The 16,366-nt window shown below is 42.0% G+C and carries 13 protein-coding genes; 8 read left to right on the top strand and 5 right to left on the bottom strand.

The window, feature by feature from the left end; all coding sequences use genetic code 11:
- The first annotated feature begins 15 nt into the window (after window positions 1-15).
- Both P2W73_RS23365 and P2W73_RS23360 read left to right on the top strand, forming a co-directional pair.
- Window positions 16-1,392, top strand: a complete 1,377-nt coding sequence (locus P2W73_RS23365) for a carboxypeptidase-like regulatory domain-containing protein (protein WP_276504520.1) — start codon at window positions 16-18, stop codon at window positions 1,390-1,392.
- Window positions 1,393-1,502: 110 nt separating this feature from the next.
- Complete coding sequence (locus P2W73_RS23360) at window positions 1,503-2,339, top strand: DUF2911 domain-containing protein (protein ID WP_276504519.1); 837 nt, start codon at window positions 1,503-1,505, stop codon at window positions 2,337-2,339.
- A gap of 2 nt (window positions 2,340-2,341) precedes the next feature.
- Here the strand turns inward: P2W73_RS23360 and P2W73_RS23355 are convergent, their stop codons facing one another.
- The 4 genes from P2W73_RS23355 to P2W73_RS23340 form a co-directional block, all read right to left on the bottom strand.
- Window positions 2,342-4,102, bottom strand: coding sequence for a sodium:solute symporter family protein (locus P2W73_RS23355; protein WP_276504518.1), 1,761 nt, complete (start codon window positions 4,100-4,102; stop codon window positions 2,342-2,344).
- A 188-nt stretch (window positions 4,103-4,290) separates the two neighbouring features.
- Window positions 4,291-4,467, bottom strand: coding sequence for a hypothetical protein (locus P2W73_RS23350; RefSeq protein ID WP_276504517.1), 177 nt, complete (start codon window positions 4,465-4,467; stop codon window positions 4,291-4,293).
- Window positions 4,468-4,524: 57 nt separating this feature from the next.
- Window positions 4,525-7,119, bottom strand: a complete 2,595-nt coding sequence (locus P2W73_RS23345) for a PIG-L family deacetylase (protein WP_276504516.1) — start codon at window positions 7,117-7,119, stop codon at window positions 4,525-4,527.
- Window positions 7,120-7,299: 180 nt separating this feature from the next.
- Complete coding sequence (locus P2W73_RS23340; RefSeq protein WP_276504515.1) at window positions 7,300-10,101, bottom strand: TonB-dependent receptor; 2,802 nt, start codon at window positions 10,099-10,101, stop codon at window positions 7,300-7,302.
- Window positions 10,102-10,261: 160 nt separating this feature from the next.
- On the opposite strand from P2W73_RS23340, the gene ggt reads away from it, so the two are divergent.
- From ggt to P2W73_RS23315, 5 genes are all read left to right on the top strand, one after another.
- A complete protein-coding gene (gene ggt / locus P2W73_RS23335) occupies window positions 10,262-11,986 on the top strand; it encodes a gamma-glutamyltransferase (protein WP_276504514.1) in 1,725 nt (574 codons plus the stop codon).
- 98 nt (window positions 11,987-12,084) lie between these two features.
- Window positions 12,085-12,609 (top strand): DUF1572 family protein, encoded by a 525-nt coding sequence (locus P2W73_RS23330; RefSeq protein ID WP_276504513.1) that lies wholly within the window; start codon window positions 12,085-12,087, stop codon window positions 12,607-12,609.
- A gap of 146 nt (window positions 12,610-12,755) precedes the next feature.
- Window positions 12,756-13,400: a porin family protein gene (locus tag P2W73_RS23325; RefSeq protein ID WP_276504512.1), complete on the top strand. Its 645-nt coding sequence runs from the start codon at window positions 12,756-12,758 to the stop codon at window positions 13,398-13,400.
- Between the two features lie 163 nt (window positions 13,401-13,563).
- Window positions 13,564-14,037, top strand: coding sequence for a free L-methionine (R)-S-oxide reductase MsrC (locus P2W73_RS23320; RefSeq protein WP_276504511.1), 474 nt, complete (start codon window positions 13,564-13,566; stop codon window positions 14,035-14,037).
- A 2-nt stretch (window positions 14,038-14,039) separates the two neighbouring features.
- Complete coding sequence (locus tag P2W73_RS23315; protein ID WP_276504510.1) at window positions 14,040-14,321, top strand: acylphosphatase; 282 nt, start codon at window positions 14,040-14,042, stop codon at window positions 14,319-14,321.
- Between the two features lie 111 nt (window positions 14,322-14,432).
- Here the strand turns inward: P2W73_RS23315 and P2W73_RS23310 are convergent, their stop codons facing one another.
- The gene (locus P2W73_RS23310) at window positions 14,433-15,383 is read right to left on the bottom strand and encodes an NAD-dependent epimerase/dehydratase family protein (RefSeq protein ID WP_276504509.1); all 951 of its coding nucleotides are present in this window, start codon (window positions 15,381-15,383) and stop codon (window positions 14,433-14,435) included.
- A gap of 83 nt (window positions 15,384-15,466) precedes the next feature.
- Here P2W73_RS23310 and kdsA point away from each other — a divergent pair, with 83 nt between their 5' ends.
- Window positions 15,467-16,288, top strand: a complete 822-nt coding sequence (gene kdsA, locus P2W73_RS23305) for a 3-deoxy-8-phosphooctulonate synthase (protein WP_276504508.1) — start codon at window positions 15,467-15,469, stop codon at window positions 16,286-16,288.
- Window positions 16,289-16,366: the final 78 nt, after the last annotated feature.

Here is a 16,366-nt window from a genome sequence, read left to right as displayed (position 1 = left end):
TAATTTTGTAAAGGGATGGCAAACGGGCACAACATATTATTTACTGCTGCTGATATTGAAAGATATCACCGTGGACTGATGTCTTCGAAAGAAAGGCATGCCATTGAAAAAGCGGCCCTGGATGATCCATTCCTGGCGGATGCGCTGGAAGGCTATGTCAATACTTCAACGTTTAACGAAGATCTTTCAGGATTGAAGCAACGACTCGCCGACAGAACCGGAGAAAAAAAGAAAGTTATTCCAATAGCTGTAAACAAACCCTCTTTTTCGTGGTGGAAAGTTGCCGCGATGATTGTGTTAATAGCCGGTGCGGGGTTAATGGTTTACCAACTTGCATTTAACACCCAAAAAGAAGATATAGCGCAGTCGCCGCAGCCGAAAGATTTAAACCAACAAAAAAATGAACCCGAAAAAACTATTCTCCCTTCAACAAGCGACAGTAGTAGCATAGCTACAGAATTTGCAAAGCCGGCCGATGAAAATAAAACCGGGGATGACCAGGCATCAGTAAAGATTAAAAAAAGAGAAGAGGTACTCCAAGCAACACCTTCCGCACCCCGCATAGCAACAAACTCCCTTGCAAAAGATTCAGTCAATCCTGACGATGTGGCTGGTATTGTAGCGGAAAAAACAATAGATGAATTAAAATCGGATAACACACAGTATAAGAAATCAGTCCTGGCAAAAGAACTACCTGCTGGCGCTGACCTACCAGTTGTTTCACCAAGCTACTCTCGGCAGGGAAGAAAAGTCGCTGCTGCCTCTCAAAACATAGATGTTGTTCAACGCAGGCAGACTTTTAACCAACCAAATGTTTTCCGGGGCAGAGTAACAGATATGAATAATAATGCCCTGCCCTTTTCCAATATCACCAATAAAGAAGATAATATCGGCACCTATAGTGATGCTAATGGATACTTTACACTTACTTCGCCTGATACAGTTTTAAACGTACAGATAAAGTCAATAGGCTTTGTGAGTGATGATGTCCGATTGAATAATAAAGTGGCCAGTAACCAGGTATATTTACAGGAAGACAGGAATAGTTTGGCAGAAATAGTATTGAGCAATAAAAAGGTTAATACTAACCGTTCGAGAAATGATCATCTGGTGCTGAACGAAGCCGAACCAGCCGACGGATGGAACAACTATGATCTTTATCTCGCCAATAACCTGAAGACTCCTGAAACTTTCAAGGACAAACAAGAGGGCTCGCAGGGAGAAGTTGAGCTTAGTTTCGAAGTCGGCAAATCTGGTGAACCTATAAACATTACTGTTAAAAAGTCTCTCTGCGAAAGTTGCGACAAAGAAGCGATACGTCTTTTGAAAGAAGGCCCCAAATGGAAACGCAAGGCAAAAAAAGGGAAAGCAACCGTCACGATTTCCTTCTAGCATTCCAGCCCTGGACAAATACGATTGAGTTGACCGTAACCTACTTCGTAGTTCTAATCCTTTACTTATCATCCCTTCCCCTAACTTTGCCATTCAAATAAATGTTTGCAATGAAGAAGATCATCCTATCAGCAATAGCTGCTTTCACACTTATTGTATCGAATGCTCAACTGAAAACCCCGGCGCCAAGCCCCGGCCAGACTGTCAAGCAGGATTTTGGATTGTCAACTATTGAACTTTCCTATTCCCGGCCCGGCGTTAAAGGAAGAAAAATTTTTGGCGATATAGTTCCTTACGGCAATGTTTGGCGGACCGGTGCCAACAACGCCACTACCCTCACCTTTGGTGACGAAGTGACCATAGGGGGCACTAAAATTCCCGCCGGCAAGTACGGTTTGCTGACCATTCCGGAAAAAAACACCTGGACCATAATCATCACTAAACAAACTGATGTAACAAGCCCTGCTGCCTACAAGCAGGATATGGATGTAGTAAGGGTGCCGGTTGCTGTATCCAAAACAAAAAAGGCTGCTGAATCATTTACCATGCAGTTTGCCAATGTAAAACCAACGAGCTGCGAATTGCAGATTATGTGGGATAAATCAGCTGTGACCTTGCCTATCGCCACTGATATCGACAGTAAAATCATGGCCAGTATTGAATCAGCCATGAAATCAGAAAAGCCACCCTACTTCCAGGCCGCCATGTATTATATGGAAAATGGTAAAGATTTGAACCAGGCACTTACTTGGTTTAATAAAGCTGTAGAAGCGCAACCCAATGCATTCTGGGTTCAGCACCAATGGGCAAATTGTCTTGCAAAATTGGGTCAGAAAAATGAAGCGAAGGCCGCGGCTTTGAAATCAAAGGAACTGGCTATCGCCGCCAAAAATGATGATTATGTAAAACTGAATGATAAGCTGCTGAAAGAGCTGGCAAAAAACTAAGTTTAAATTTTTTCCGGGAGCCCTGCTTGCAAAGCGGGGCTTTCTTTTTTTGCGAGAACCGACTGCAACAACAGGCTAAACAAAATCACTCCAAATGCACCAATTGGATTGAGCCAGAGAAAGCCCATTTTAAAAACACCAACCTTAGTAAGAATAAAAATAGTAAGCACTAATATTTCCGTTAACAAGGCCGCCCAAAATACCACATCACCACTTTTGATCTTTTTAATGAAAAAAGCCACCAGGAACACTCCGAGTATAACACCATAGAACAAAGATCCTAATACATTCACTGCCTCAATCAGGCTATTGCCAATATTATAAGTAAACATTGCTACTATAATACAGAATATACCCCAGCCCAGTGTATACCATTTCGACATCTTATACTCATCTTCGCCTGTTTGTTCCTTTTTCGTAAACCGCTTATGAAAGTCAACCATTGAACAAGATGCCAATGAATTAACAGCTGCAGCAATGCTACCCCAGGATGCAAGGAAAATAATGGCTATCAACAAACCCACCAACCCAACAGGAAGATAATCCACGACAAACCGAAGAAAAATATAATTGGTATCATTCGAATCGCCACCCACGGCTTTTTTCCCAAGCCAATGTTTTACCCTGCCCCGCAAACTATCAGAACCCAATTGCAAACTTTTGAGTTCTGCGATCTTTTGCTCTTTAATGGTCTCATTATTTACATCTGAAGCATGAGAATATTCAACAATCACTTTTTCTTTTTGTGATGCAATCGCATTGTACTGCTGTTGCACTACCGCAAATGAATCCTTATAAACTGAGTTTTCAAGCTTGTTTATCTGCACATCATTAAAAAAAACGGGGGCGCTGTTAAACTGGTAAAAGGTGAATACCAACGCACCTATCAGCAGGATCAGGAACTGCATAGGCACTTTTACCAGGCCATTCATCAACAAACCCATACGACTTTCTGTCAATGACCTTGCGGTAAGATAACGACCTACCTGTGACTGATCGGCGCCGAAATAAGAGAGGCCCAGAAAGAAGCCACCGATTATTCCACTTATTAAATTGTACTGATCACTCCAGTTAAATCTGCCGTTTTCAAAACCAGTAGTAATTACATTTAGCTTTCCCATTTTGCCGCTAATGCTCAATGCATCGGCAAAACTCACGTTCTCAGGCAGCATATTCACGACCATATAACCAGCCAGGAACATACCGATAAAAATGATGATCAATTGCAGTTGTTGAGTATAAGCCACCGCCTTGGCTCCTCCACTCATCGTATAGATGATCAGCAGTCCTCCCATTACGATATTCGTATAATAAATATTCCAGCCCAGTAACGATGAAAGAATGAGTGAAGGTGCAAATACACTAATACCGGTTGATAACCCTCTTTGTATCAGGAAAAGAAATGAAGTCAGCGTCCTCGTTTTATTGTCAAAGCGGTTTTCAAGATATTCATAAGCCGTATAAACTTTCAACTTGCGGAAAATTGGGACAAAAAAAATGCAGATTGCGATCATGGCAAGTGGCTGGCCAAAGTAATATTGCACAAACCGCATCCCATCGGTATAAGCCTGGCCAGGCGCCGACAAGAACGTAATAGCACTGGCCTGTGTACCCATAATGCTTAACAGTATCAATCCCCATGGCATGCTACGATTGGAAAGAAAATAACCATCCAGGTTGCGGGAAGTCCGGCTCTTGTACAAGCCGTAGGCAATGATAGCAAGCAAAGTAACAACTAGTACTATCCAGTCGAGTTGGTTCATACCCCTATCTCCGCCAACTGGCGGAGTATTTTTGAAATGATCAAATCAGGCATACTCATTTTAGCTAAACCTTTTTGTAAAAAGCGAAAACAAAACAATTAATAAAACGAGGAATAATATAACAAAAACATACCAGGCATTCCAGCTTCTAAATAAAGGGATCTTATCGTTGTCTTTCTGCTCCATTATTATCTTTTTGTAGCCCGGCTCCATCCCAACAATACAATACAAAAGCCGAGCACAAGACCGATCAATATTCCTATCCGCACTCTTTTTATCAGAATGCCGACAATGAGGCCAAGAATGATCGCAAAAATGAATGCCATCTCACCTCTTCTTATACTTGGTTTATGATGTTCTCTCATGTTATCTTGTTCAAATTATCGTCTTCGCAAAACACCCACCTCTTGTGCCAGTGAGTTTTAAAAAGCTTTTTTCTTATTCAAAGCAATAATGTTCGCCAACAACCTGTATGCGCCGGGCACACCGGCCGGCAACTCCCTGAAAAACACAATGCCTGTGTAAGTAAAATAGCCTTTACCATATTTTGAAATAATCAGGCTTCCATCATCGGCCTTTTCACCAGGGTCATTCATAGAGAGGATGGATTCAAAATTTTTATCCCAATTAGCGGCATGATAAACACTCCGCTCCTGCACCCACCCTTTGAAATCGTCGGCAGTTATCTTGTTCGGAAAATTCAAAACAGGGTGTTCGGGTTTTAAAAAGGTTACCGCGGCATTTTCATCCGTTATTCTTGCCCGGGAAATGTCAAACTTATAAGGCCCGATGCTGCTTTTTACATTGCTGATAAAATTGTTGGTGTTGTATTGAACAATATAATTACCCCCATCATTTACATATTTCATCAGCTTATCATAGTACTTAGCCAGCCATTCATTGGTATTATAAGCTCTGACGCCGCTGATAATGGCATCAAACTGTTGCAGGTTATTTCGGGCAAGTTCTTTATCAGTCAGCAATGTAACATCATAACCCATTTGTTCGAGAGCGTCAGGCACTTTGTCGCCGGCACCGATGATGTAGCCTATTTTTTGCCCGGTAGTTCTCAAGTCGATAAAAATTGCCTTTACTGCATCGGGGAAAAAGTATTTTATGGATGGGATATGATCATAATTGATGGCCCTTACTGAAAGGTAATAGCCTACTGAATCATTTTGCTGCGCATAAGGATAAATAAAGTCCTTACTATTTGATTTCGCATAATATTTGGAAATTTCATTTTTTTGGGCGGCCGTGATAGCTTTCCTTTTCACCAGCGAGTCTAATTGAATCATCGACTTTCGTTTTGACTTCGTTTCGGCAACCTGGCTACTGTTATTCACATTAAATACTACTTTCCTCGTTTGATATTTTCCCAAAGAGGTCGTATCCGTCACCGATTGCAAATCATCTCCCGTACGTATAAAGAAACTGATATTGCCCGGCAGGCTTGTATTAGCATTTAACTGTACTTCTATTTCCTTCTCCTGTGCGACATTATTTCTGAACAATAATAAAGAGGGAGAACTCATGATTGTGGCCCCGGGGATCACAAAGGTTGGCTTGTACAGTTCTCCTTTAACGGGATCGGTAGATTTATACTTTACTGGTCTCGAAAAACTGAAAATCTCATCAAAGATCTTTACATCGACGATCGCAGTATAAGCAGCATCCACATCCGGCTGACCTATTTTCAACGGATCGCTCACGTTAAAAGAACCTTCTTCCATTTTATCCTTTAGCCAATAGGGTTGGGTAATCGGTTTTGATGCAGGAACATAAATTGTTTTCGAAAAATTTATATTCTTATTCTTCACCAATGGCTGAGACAATGTTGTATCAAAATCCTCCACGTCTATTTTTTGTAAAATGGCATTAACGCCAAGACGGTTATTGAAGGAGAAATTAATTTTAAGCGAATCCGTTTCTACCGCAAACTGTTCAGTAGTCGTCGCATCGACAAACAATCCACTGCATTGCGCTATAAGTTCCTTTACTTCTTTTAATTTTTGTTCTTTCCAATAACCCTGTGGCAAGCGTTCAAGGGTTTTATATAAGCTTACCAATCCCGGTACTGAATTTTCGGGATGTAAGAGGTCGAAATTTTTGATCAGCTCATTTATCTTTTGCTGAATTGCCTCTCCTCCGGCAATCTTGTTCCAGCCAAGCTCAACGCCATCCATCAGGTCATTTACCGGTTCAGCTCCACCCGTGGTTTTAAAGCTTTCAAACGATTCACCTCGCGATGCTGGCACGCCAAATCCCTGGCTCTTATGCTGGCTACGGCTTTCCGCCGCAATCTCACCGTAACTTTTACCGAGTAATGGATTATAGCCGCCAACGTCAACCTTGAACTGATCAGGTGTAATGGTATTCGTATTACCGAAGTTGAATGTATTCCATAATATTCTTTTGGCTTGCCAGGGTTGTACATATTGCAGTTGTTCAGGAAAACGTTTGGGATCAGCCGCAGCCGTAAATGCTTCATTGGCTAAAATGGCGGAGCCAGTGTGATGACCGTGACCCCCTTCGCCCGTTGTCGGAAACCTGGTAATAATAATATCGGGTTGAAACTTGCGGATCACCCATACTACATCGCTCAAAATTTTTTCTTTATTCCACTTGGAAAAAGTCTCTTCAGGCGTTTTGGAATAACCAAAATCAAAAGCCCTGGAGAAAAATTGCTCGCCACCATCAATGCGACGGGCGGCAAGTAATTCCTGTGTACGAATCAGGCCCAGTTCCACCCCTTGTTCATCACCGATCAGGTTCTGACCGCCATCGCCTCTTGTAAGCGATAGATAACCGGTACGATATAATTTGTCTTTTGAAAAATAAGTGATCAACCGGGTGTTCTCATCGTCGGGGTGAGCGGCCACATATAAAACAGAACCCAATACATTTAATTTGCGCAGGGCAAGAAACATATCGGCTGAGGACCAGTTTTGCGGAGCCTGTGAAAAAGCAACTACTAATTGCCAGCAAGCAATTAACAAGAGTAAAAATTTCTTCATCTAAGCAAATTATTCGGCGAATATAACTGATGTTAGCAAAGTACCCGTTTCCGGTGGTGTAAAGTCCGGACAATAAAAAAACTATCACAAGTTTTTGCGATAGTTTTTAGAAAGTTTTAACGGTAACTAATAACTGAATTCACACTTCAACGCCTGAACTACGAAAATGGTGACAGAAGTTTATAAGTTCAACTCAATTCTTCCAAAAAGATAGCGGCCATTGAACCCGATCTGTGTAACCCTTCGTGAATAAATGAATTGATTTCCACCTGTCGTAGGCACATCCGTTGTTTTTTCAGGATATATGTCCAACAAATTATTCGCACCAATTGTCAGTCGTAAATTCTTTGTAAACTTATACCCTACGGAAAGGTCGGTGATTACCTTTGAGTCGTACACCTGCTGGGTAGCAGCAATATTAGTGGCTTCCGTTACTTCACCAAAATACACGTTGCGCAGGAAGAAATTGAACTTGCTAATCGCATAAGTTAAGGTAAGTCCTGCCTTCTGACGGGGTACTGACTCTTCCAGGAATATGCGGTTGGATTCACTAAAATATATATTTTCCTTACCTGCTAATTTTGGGGATGCTTTTATTGCTCCCACTTGTTGTGTTTTGGATAATGTGCCTGTCAGATCAGCCCGGAAATTACCCCGGCCAAATTTTTGGTTATAAGAAACCACCAGGTCAATACCTTTTGTTTCAGTATTTATAGCGTTTGCAAAGAAGGACGCCCTGTTGGCATTTGCCAGAGCCAGCAGTCTTGCAATTTCTATGTCAACTGCATTCCCGGTACCGCCCTGAAACTGATCGGTAATAACAATGCGATCATTAATCCTGATAAAATATCCATCCAGCGTTACTTTAAACCTACCCAGGTTACCTGTAAACCCAACACTAACATTCCTTGATTTCTCGGGCCGCAACTTAGGAATGCCCAATAGTTCAGCCGGACGGCTATCATTAGTAAAAGTGCCCACTTCATAAGGAACACCCGCTACAAATAAAGTAGAGGTAACAGACAGATAGCGCTGGTGGAGCGAAGGCGCTCTGAAGCCGGTGCTTCCGGAAGCCCGAATGGCAAATTTATTACCAACCTTATACCGCATGGCTATCTTACCATTAAAGGTTGAACCAAAATCATTATAATTCTCAAAACGTGCGGCTGTATTTACCAGGAAAGCAGAAGACAAATTAAACTCTCCATCTGCATATGCCGCAATAGCACTGCGGGTGGCGTTAACAGCATTTTCCGGTCTATAGCCGGGGAATACTTGTGCACCACCCCCTCTTGCAGAACTATCGGCGCCTCCAAACCGGGTACTAATAGTACCGCGGGGATCGGGAACTAAAATCGGCTTGCCGCTTGCATCCACGCCCACCTGTCTGGCTTTACCATAATCTGTATAAGAAGATTCTTCTCCCGCAATCAATTGATATCTTTCGAACCTGTGTTCCGCACCAAAGGCTACATTAATTCCATCCAATTCATCAAACTGCCTTGAAAAGTCCAAATTGGTTGTGTTTTGGGTAAATATTGGTCCACCTGCATTAAAACGTGTTGGCGAGGTTCTTTCCATAGAGGCATTTAAGGAATTTGCTACCCTGAATAAAAACTGGTTTTGCCCGTAGGTATTACTGAAATCTACATGCCAGTCTTTTAACCTACCTCTTATACCCATGGCAAGTGACTTATCATAAATATCAGAATGTATTTCCGGCAAAAAACCCAATGGATAAATCTCTATTACATTATTGGCAATATGTGGCAACCTTCGGTTACCTGCAGCTTGCCCGTTTCTATATCCAATGCCACCAAATAAATAATATTCCGTTCCATTATCATTTACAGGAAAATTGGCATTAAACATGAATTGTCCGCTTCGAATGCGTGATTGCCCAACGCGTTGTTTGAAATCGCCTCTTGTCAGATTATTTGCAAGCAAAAAAGAATCAGTGCGATCAACTACCTGAACAGCCCCTGCAGCATTGCGTCCATCATACCGGTTGTAAATAGTTCCCGTTCTATCCCCCGCACGATTGGTATAATTTCTAAAGTCATAAGATCCGGAAAAATTAATAAAGCCCCCTCTTTCGCCGAAAGGAATACCAAAGTTTAAAGCGGCCTGAACTGTTTCGCCATCGGTTACGGATTTATCTAAAAATTTGGTGACGTTAGCCCCGGATGTTACGGAAGCTGTGACGGCGTTTACACTATTTTTTAAAATGATATTAATAACTCCGGCGATGGCATCGCTGCCATATTGCGCAGCCGCGCCATCACGCAAGATTTCAATGCGATCAATAGCAGAAACAGGTATTGCATTTAAATCTGTTCCTATAGCCCCCCGTCCAAATGTGCCATTCAAATTCACCAGGGCTGTAGTGTACCTTCTTTTACCGTTTATTAAAACAAGTACCTGGTCGGGACCCAAACCCCTCAATGAGGCGGGATCGATATGATCCGTCCCGTCTGCCACAGTTTGTGTAGCTGAGTTAAAAGAAGGGGCAACATAATTTAAAATCTGATTTACATAAACCTGTGGAGCATCAGCAGCCACTTTCTTTAAATCGATCAGGTCCACCGGTGCAGTAGACGCTAGCTGAGTACGGGGCAATGCCCGTGTTCCTGTTACCACTACTTCAGCCTCGTCACCTGATTCCAGTAAAACAAAGTCTAATGCTGTGTTTGTGTTACCCGCCACGTCTACAGCTTTTTTATCGGCACCATAGCCTACAAAACTGGCTGTTATTGTGTATTTGCCGACATTTAACGAAAGACTAAATGCTCCTTCTGCGTTGGTAGTAGTTCCTCTGGCAGAACCCAACACCGTAATGGACGCACCTGATAATGGAACGCCATTGCCGTCCTTTACGGTACCGCTTACAGTACCGGTTTGCGCAGCAACAGCCGAAGCAAGAAAAATAAATGCAAGCAAAAAAATGGTCGGATATACGAGTGTACGATTAGCTCTCATCATAGCAGTATTGTTTTATATTAATAAAAAAAGTCTGTCTCTGGATGGAAGCGACGTTAGCAGGATGATCTCAACACTTCTCTAAATTTAATGATTAAATTGCACAATTGATTAAACTACCGACCATAGATTTCCATTCACGACTTTGATTATATTACCTGTTATGAAAAAAAACCTGTTACTTCTTGTTTCCTTTCCCCTTCTCTTAATAGCCTGTCATGTAACAAAAAAAATTGATCCCACTTCCACGGGATTTAATCCTTACCAGTATTCCATTCAAAAAAAAGTAGTTGCAGATAATGGCGCTGTTGTATCGGCACATCCATTAGCCAGCCAGGCTGGTCTTGAAATTTTAAAAAAAGGTGGCAATGCCGTGGATGCAGCTATAGCCACTCAATTAGCATTAGCAGTGGTGTACCCAAATGCGGGCAACCTGGGTGGTGGTGGATTTATGGTAGCAAAGTTGAGTGACGGAAAAGAAATTTCTATTGACTATAGAGAAATGGCTCCGGGTAAAGCTCACCGCGACATGTATATCGACTCAGCCGGTAATGCAAGAACGGATAAAAGCCAGGAAGGACATTTATCCAGCGGTGTTCCGGGTACGGTAGCAGGGTTGTTTGCTTCAGCCAAATATGCAAAACTGTCTTTTGATAAGTTGATTGAACCGGCGATACAGTTAGCAGAAAAAGGATTTGTGATCAGTACAAGAGAAGCCAATTCATTGAACGGACTCCAGGATGATTTGAAAAAAAATAATACGGTGATGCCTGTGTTTATAAAAGATAATGGCTGGAAGGAAGGCGATACACTTATCCAAACCGATCTTGCCAACACATTAAAAAGAATAAAGCAAAACGGAGCCGCAGGATTCTACGAAGGGGAAACAGCAAGGCTCATCGTGGAAGAAATGAAACGAGGTAATGGCATCATGACTCCTGATGACCTGAAAAACTATGTAGCCAAAACAAGAGAACCGCATGTTTTTCATTACAAGGATTACAAAGTAATAGGCATGCCAATGCCAAGCAGCGGTGGTGTGTTGCTGCATCAAATGATGAAGATGATCGAAAGCCGCAACATTGCATCAATGGGATTTCATTCTCCTGCAGCCGTACAATTAATGATTGAGGCAGAAAGAAGGGCTTATGCCGACCGGGCGGAGTATATGGGAGATGCCGATTATTATAAAGTTCCCGTCAAAATGTTGACGAACGATATATATATACAACAGCGCATGAAGGATTATGACTCTACAAAAGCTACGCCCAGCAGTTTGATCAAACCGGGATCATTGCCGGTGGCTGAAAGCGAAGAAACAACACACCTGAGTGTTATTGATAAGGAAGGTAATGCGGTTGCCGTCACTACCACGCTTAACAATTCTTATGGCAGCTATACGGTCGTAGGCGGCGCAGGTTTTTTTCTCAATGACGAAATGGATGATTTTAGCATTAAACCAGGTGTTCCCAATATGTATGGTGCCGTGGGTGGTGAAGCCAATGCCATTCAGCCCGGTAAAAGAATGTTGAGTTCAATGACGCCAACTATTGTTTTGAAGAATGACAAACCTTTTTTAGTGGTGGGCACTCCAGGTGGTACAACAATCCCGACTTCCGTTTTTCAAACACTGGTAAACATCATCGAGTTTAATATGAGCACGGAAGATGCGGTGTACAAACCAAAGTTTCATCATCAATGGCTGCCTGACTCGGTTGATGTAGAAAAAACTTTTCCGATAGAGGTTATAACAGCTCTTCAAAAGATGGGCTACCATATAGTACAGCGTGGAGGCATTGGCAGAACAGAGGTAATAAAGGCTTTACCCGACGGAAAATTTGAAGCCGTAGCCGACAACCGTGGAGACGATGATGCAAGAGGTTGGTAACCCCAAACCCCTAAAGGGGCTTATCAATGCACAGCCCCGGCTTTTCGGGAACTACTAAACTTTTCTGCTATTCTTTTATAAGATTAAACTGAAAAATTATGGACGAGGTGATTTTTCTTAAAAGCGCAATTCAGCAGTTCAAAGATTATAAGTTGCTAGCGGAAAAAACTTTCGATCAAATCAATGATAGAGATTTTCACTACCAGCCAAATGAGCAAACAAATAGCATCGCCATCAACATCACGCATATGCATGGCAATATGCTAAGCCGATGGACCAATTTCTTAACAGAGGATGGTGAAAAAAACTGGCGGCAACGTGATGATGAATTTGAAGTTCACTCTTATTCCAAAGAAAAACTATTACAACTTTGGAAAGAGGGCTGGCAATGCGTTTTTAGTGCACTTGAATCGTTGACTGCCGGCGATCTTGCAAAAACTATTTACATACGAACAAAACCATTGCTGGTAATTGAAGCCATTCATCGGCAGCTTACCCATTACGCCTATCACGTAGGACAGATTGTAATGCTCGGAAAAATCATAAAAGCTGGTGATTGGCAATGCCTTTCTATTGGCAAAGGCGAGTCGCTGAACTATAACGCCGAATCAAAGAAAAGCTAGGCGGGGTTTGCTTTCCTGAAATTAATTTCTATTTTTACCCCTATATAATCCAACCCTCCCACTCACGTGGATGGCCTGTAATCCTAATGTAAAGGCCGCAAGTTTCACTTAATTAATTAACTGCACCCGAACCCTGGAGACTTTTTATGAGAAAAACTGTAGTAGCCGCTGTGCTTGTGATGTCCACCCTTGTATGTAAAGCACAGGTAAAAACCGCAATTTTTGGCGGTCCTCATATCAGCACTGCGAAATATTCGATTAATGGGCAAAAACAATCCACTTCCGGCAAGTGTGGCTTCCAGCTTGGCACAACGCTGAAAGTTCCGTTTGAAAACAAATTGTATTTCGCCCCCGCTTTTTTTTATAGCTTAAAAGGATACGAAGTAGTATTTACGCAAAAAGCATCCCCTCCCGATAGCATGGCCCTCGATAACAACACTACCATTCATACATTCGAATTAGGAGCGTTGGTCCAATATGATTTTACTACACAGCCCGGTCACTTTTTCGTAAAGGCCGGTCCTTCAGTTGACCTGCAATTATCCGGCAAAGAAAAGTTTAATAAGAAAAATAATACAACCGTAGAGCAGAATATGACATTTAGTTTCACGAAATACGGAAGAGTTGCCGCTAACCTTGTTATGCAATTCGGTTACGAAACAAAAAACGGTTTTCAATTCTTTGCGCAATACAATTATGGCATTGGCGACATGAACAATGCGGATTTTGGCCCTTCTATTTATCACCGGGTGTATGGTATTTCTATTGGAAAATACCTGGGGAAGAAATAACCGGTGAAACGTCCATGATAAAAATTTTCGTTATATCACACAAGGGAATGAAAATTTTTATCATGGTAAGCTCCATCCGCCCAAAATCAAATAAAAAATATGCGAATGAAACAATAATTTTTTATTAACCTGTTCGACGTTTTCTTCGTTCTATCTTTGCCACATGGCAGAAGATTTATCCATCATTACAGGCAGCAAGGAAGAACAATACCAATCGCTGCTACCACAAATCAAAGGTATATTAGGAGGAGAAACTGACCTTATTGCCAATTTAGCCAATACAGTCGCAGCATTAAAGGAACAGTTTAAATGGTTGTGGGTTGGTTTTTATATTGTAAAAGGAGACGAACTTGTGTTGGGCCCATTCCAGGGGCCTGTAGCTTGTACACGCATTAAAAAAAATAGAGGTGTTTGTGGCGCCAGCTGGGCGCAGGCAACCACACTCATTGTCCCGGATGTAGAAAAATTTCCCGGCCACATTGCCTGTAGTAGCCTATCGAAATCAGAGATAGTCGTGCCCGTTATTCGTAATGGCGAGGTAATTGCAGTGTTGGATGTCGACAGTGAAGAAGCTGATCAGTTTGATACAACTGACCAGCTTTTTCTTGAACAAATCATTCAGCAGATCAAGTTTTAAGTATGTTACAAAGCGTATCCATTATTGTAGAAGGATTAGTACAGGGAGTATTTTATCGACAAACTACAAAAGCCAAAGCCATTGAAACAGGCATCACCGGTACGATCAAAAATAAACGTGATGGCTCAGTTCAAATAATCGCTACCGGCACTGAAGCACAATTAGAGCAATTGATTCAATGGTGCAACCAGGGCCCTGAAAGAGCCATAGTCACCGGCGTAAAAGTTGAAAAGATCCCCTTACAAACGTTCAAGGATTTTGATATCCTACGGGATTCGAGATAGAACTACGATGTAAAGGATTTTGATGGATTTTAAGGACACACGCAAGTTTTATTTCCCTACCAGAGTTATCACCAGCGCTATAACATCATCCTAATAATCCTTAATAATCATCTAACCGTGGTTCTGTAAATTATTCAACATGTCCTTTGTCATGGCGGACAAATCATATTCTTCCTTCCATCCCCAATCGGCCCTTGCCACACTATCATCTATACTTTGAGGCCAGCTATCAGCAATCGCCTGGCGATAATCTGGTTTATAGTCGATCGAGAACTCGGGTATATGTTTTTTTATCTCCGCTGAGATGTCTTTGGGAGAAAAACTCATCGAAGAAATATTATAGGATGTACGAATACCAATTTTTGCAGCCGGGGCTTCCATCAATTCGATAGTAGCCCGTATAGCGTCGGGCATGTACATCATTGGCAGGTAAGTATCTTCTTTTAAAAAGCATTCGTATTTATTTTCTTCCAATGCTTCGAGAAAAATTTCAACAGCATAATCTGTAGTACCACCACCCGGCGCCGATTTATAAGAAATAAGACCAGGATAACGAAGACTTCTTACATCAACTCCAAAACGCTGATAGTAATAGTTACACCAAAACTCACCGGCATATTTACTGATACCATATACAGTGATTGGTTCAATGATCGTTTGCTGCGGGCAATTTTGCCTGGGAGATGTTGGTCCAAAAACTGCGATAGATGATGGCCAATAAATTTTGTGTAGCTTTTCTTCGCGGGCTATATCCAATACATTCAAAAGACCCTGCATATTCAGGTGCCAGGCCAGCCCCGGGTTCTTCTCCCCGGTTGCTGAAAGAATAGCAGCTAAAAGATAGATCTGTGTAATGTTCTGCCTGATCACCTGCACATGCAACATCTCTTTGTTCATTACATCCAGGCTTACGTAAGGACCTGTTCCCTCGAGCAATGGATTTTGCTCCCGTAAATCAGATGCAATCACATTGCTGTTACCATATATTTTACGCAACGCCAGTGTTAACTCCACTCCTATTTGTCCACTGGCACCAATCACCAGTATCTTTTCTTTTACCATAGATATTTTTAAGGCCTCAAAAGTAAAAGCTAAACTTCAAAAACCAACCGGCACAACTGCAAACTATCAACTATTTTTGCGCCATGGAAAAAATGTTCAATGACCTGTTCGCTGCTCAATCGTTTGATCAAAAAAATTTCTTTCTGATAGCTGGCCCCTGCGTGGTGGAAAGTGAGGAACTGATCATGGAAGTAGCGGACAAAGTATCTGCGATATGCAAAAGACTGGGAATACCCTATATTTTTAAAGCCTCCTATAGAAAAGCAAACAGAACCAGTGCTTCCTCCTTTACCGGTATTGGTGATGAGACGGCATTAGCCCTGGTACAAAAAGTGGGTGAAAAATTTAAACTGCCAACGACCTCCGATATTCATGCACATGAAGAAGCGGCGATCGCTGCAAAATATATTGACATTTTACAGATACCTGCATTCCTGTGCCGGCAAACCGATTTGCTGATTGCAGCTGGTGAAACAGGAAAAGTAGTTAATGTGAAGAAGGGCCAATTTCTCAGCGGACCATCCATGAAATTCGCGGTTGAAAAAATTAAAAATACCGGGAACGACAAAATCATTTTGACTGAAAGAGGAACGACTTTTGGCTACCAGGACCTGGTAGTTGATTATCGAAATATTCCCTGGATGCAGGAACACAAAGTACCGGTGGTGATGGACGTTACTCACTCACTCCAACAACCCAATCAAACCTCGGGTGTGACTGGTGGTAATCCACAGTTGATCGGCACTATTGCAAAAGCTGCTATTGCTACCGGGGCAGACGGTTTGTTTATTGAAACACACCCCAATCCTGCTGTTGCAAAAAGTGATGGAGCGAATATGCTGAAGCTTGATTTGTTGGAAGGTTTGTTGGAGCAATTGGTAAAAATCAGGAAGGCAATTTTCTGAACCTGGATTTTGGTGGATTATAAAGATTTAGCAGAAATAAAAAAGGTCGTTTTCAGCGACCTTTTTATTATACTGTTC

Origin of the sequence: Terrimonas pollutisoli, from assembly GCF_029360765.1 — a bacterium.
GTDB lineage: Bacteria > Bacteroidota > Bacteroidia > Chitinophagales > Chitinophagaceae > Terrimonas_B > Terrimonas_B pollutisoli.
The sequence above is the reverse complement of the archived record's forward strand: the minus strand, read 5'-3'. Positions and strand labels throughout refer to the sequence as shown.

Bases quoted from the DNA above. Each gene is read 5' to 3' on its own strand.
- P2W73_RS23365 (WP_276504520.1), top strand. From the start codon at position 16: ATGGCAAACGGGCACAACATATTATTTACTGCTGCTGATATTGAAAGA.
- P2W73_RS23360 (WP_276504519.1), top strand. From the start codon at position 1,503: ATGAAGAAGATCATCCTATCAGCAATAGCTGCTTTCACACTTATTGTA.
- P2W73_RS23355 (WP_276504518.1), bottom strand. From the start codon at position 4,102: ATGAACCAACTCGACTGGATAGTACTAGTTGTTACTTTGCTTGCTATC.
- P2W73_RS23350 (WP_276504517.1), bottom strand. From the start codon at position 4,467: ATGAGAGAACATCATAAACCAAGTATAAGAAGAGGTGAGATGGCATTC.
- P2W73_RS23345 (WP_276504516.1), bottom strand. From the start codon at position 7,119: ATGAAGAAATTTTTACTCTTGTTAATTGCTTGCTGGCAATTAGTAGTT.
- P2W73_RS23340 (WP_276504515.1), bottom strand. From the start codon at position 10,101: ATGATGAGAGCTAATCGTACACTCGTATATCCGACCATTTTTTTGCTT.
- ggt (WP_276504514.1), top strand. From the start codon at position 10,262: ATGAAAAAAAACCTGTTACTTCTTGTTTCCTTTCCCCTTCTCTTAATA.
- P2W73_RS23330 (WP_276504513.1), top strand. From the start codon at position 12,085: ATGGACGAGGTGATTTTTCTTAAAAGCGCAATTCAGCAGTTCAAAGAT.
- P2W73_RS23325 (WP_276504512.1), top strand. From the start codon at position 12,756: ATGAGAAAAACTGTAGTAGCCGCTGTGCTTGTGATGTCCACCCTTGTA.
- P2W73_RS23320 (WP_276504511.1), top strand. From the start codon at position 13,564: ATGGCAGAAGATTTATCCATCATTACAGGCAGCAAGGAAGAACAATAC.
- P2W73_RS23315 (WP_276504510.1), top strand. From the start codon at position 14,040: ATGTTACAAAGCGTATCCATTATTGTAGAAGGATTAGTACAGGGAGTA.
- P2W73_RS23310 (WP_276504509.1), bottom strand. From the start codon at position 15,383: ATGGTAAAAGAAAAGATACTGGTGATTGGTGCCAGTGGACAAATAGGA.
- kdsA (WP_276504508.1), top strand. From the start codon at position 15,467: ATGGAAAAAATGTTCAATGACCTGTTCGCTGCTCAATCGTTTGATCAA.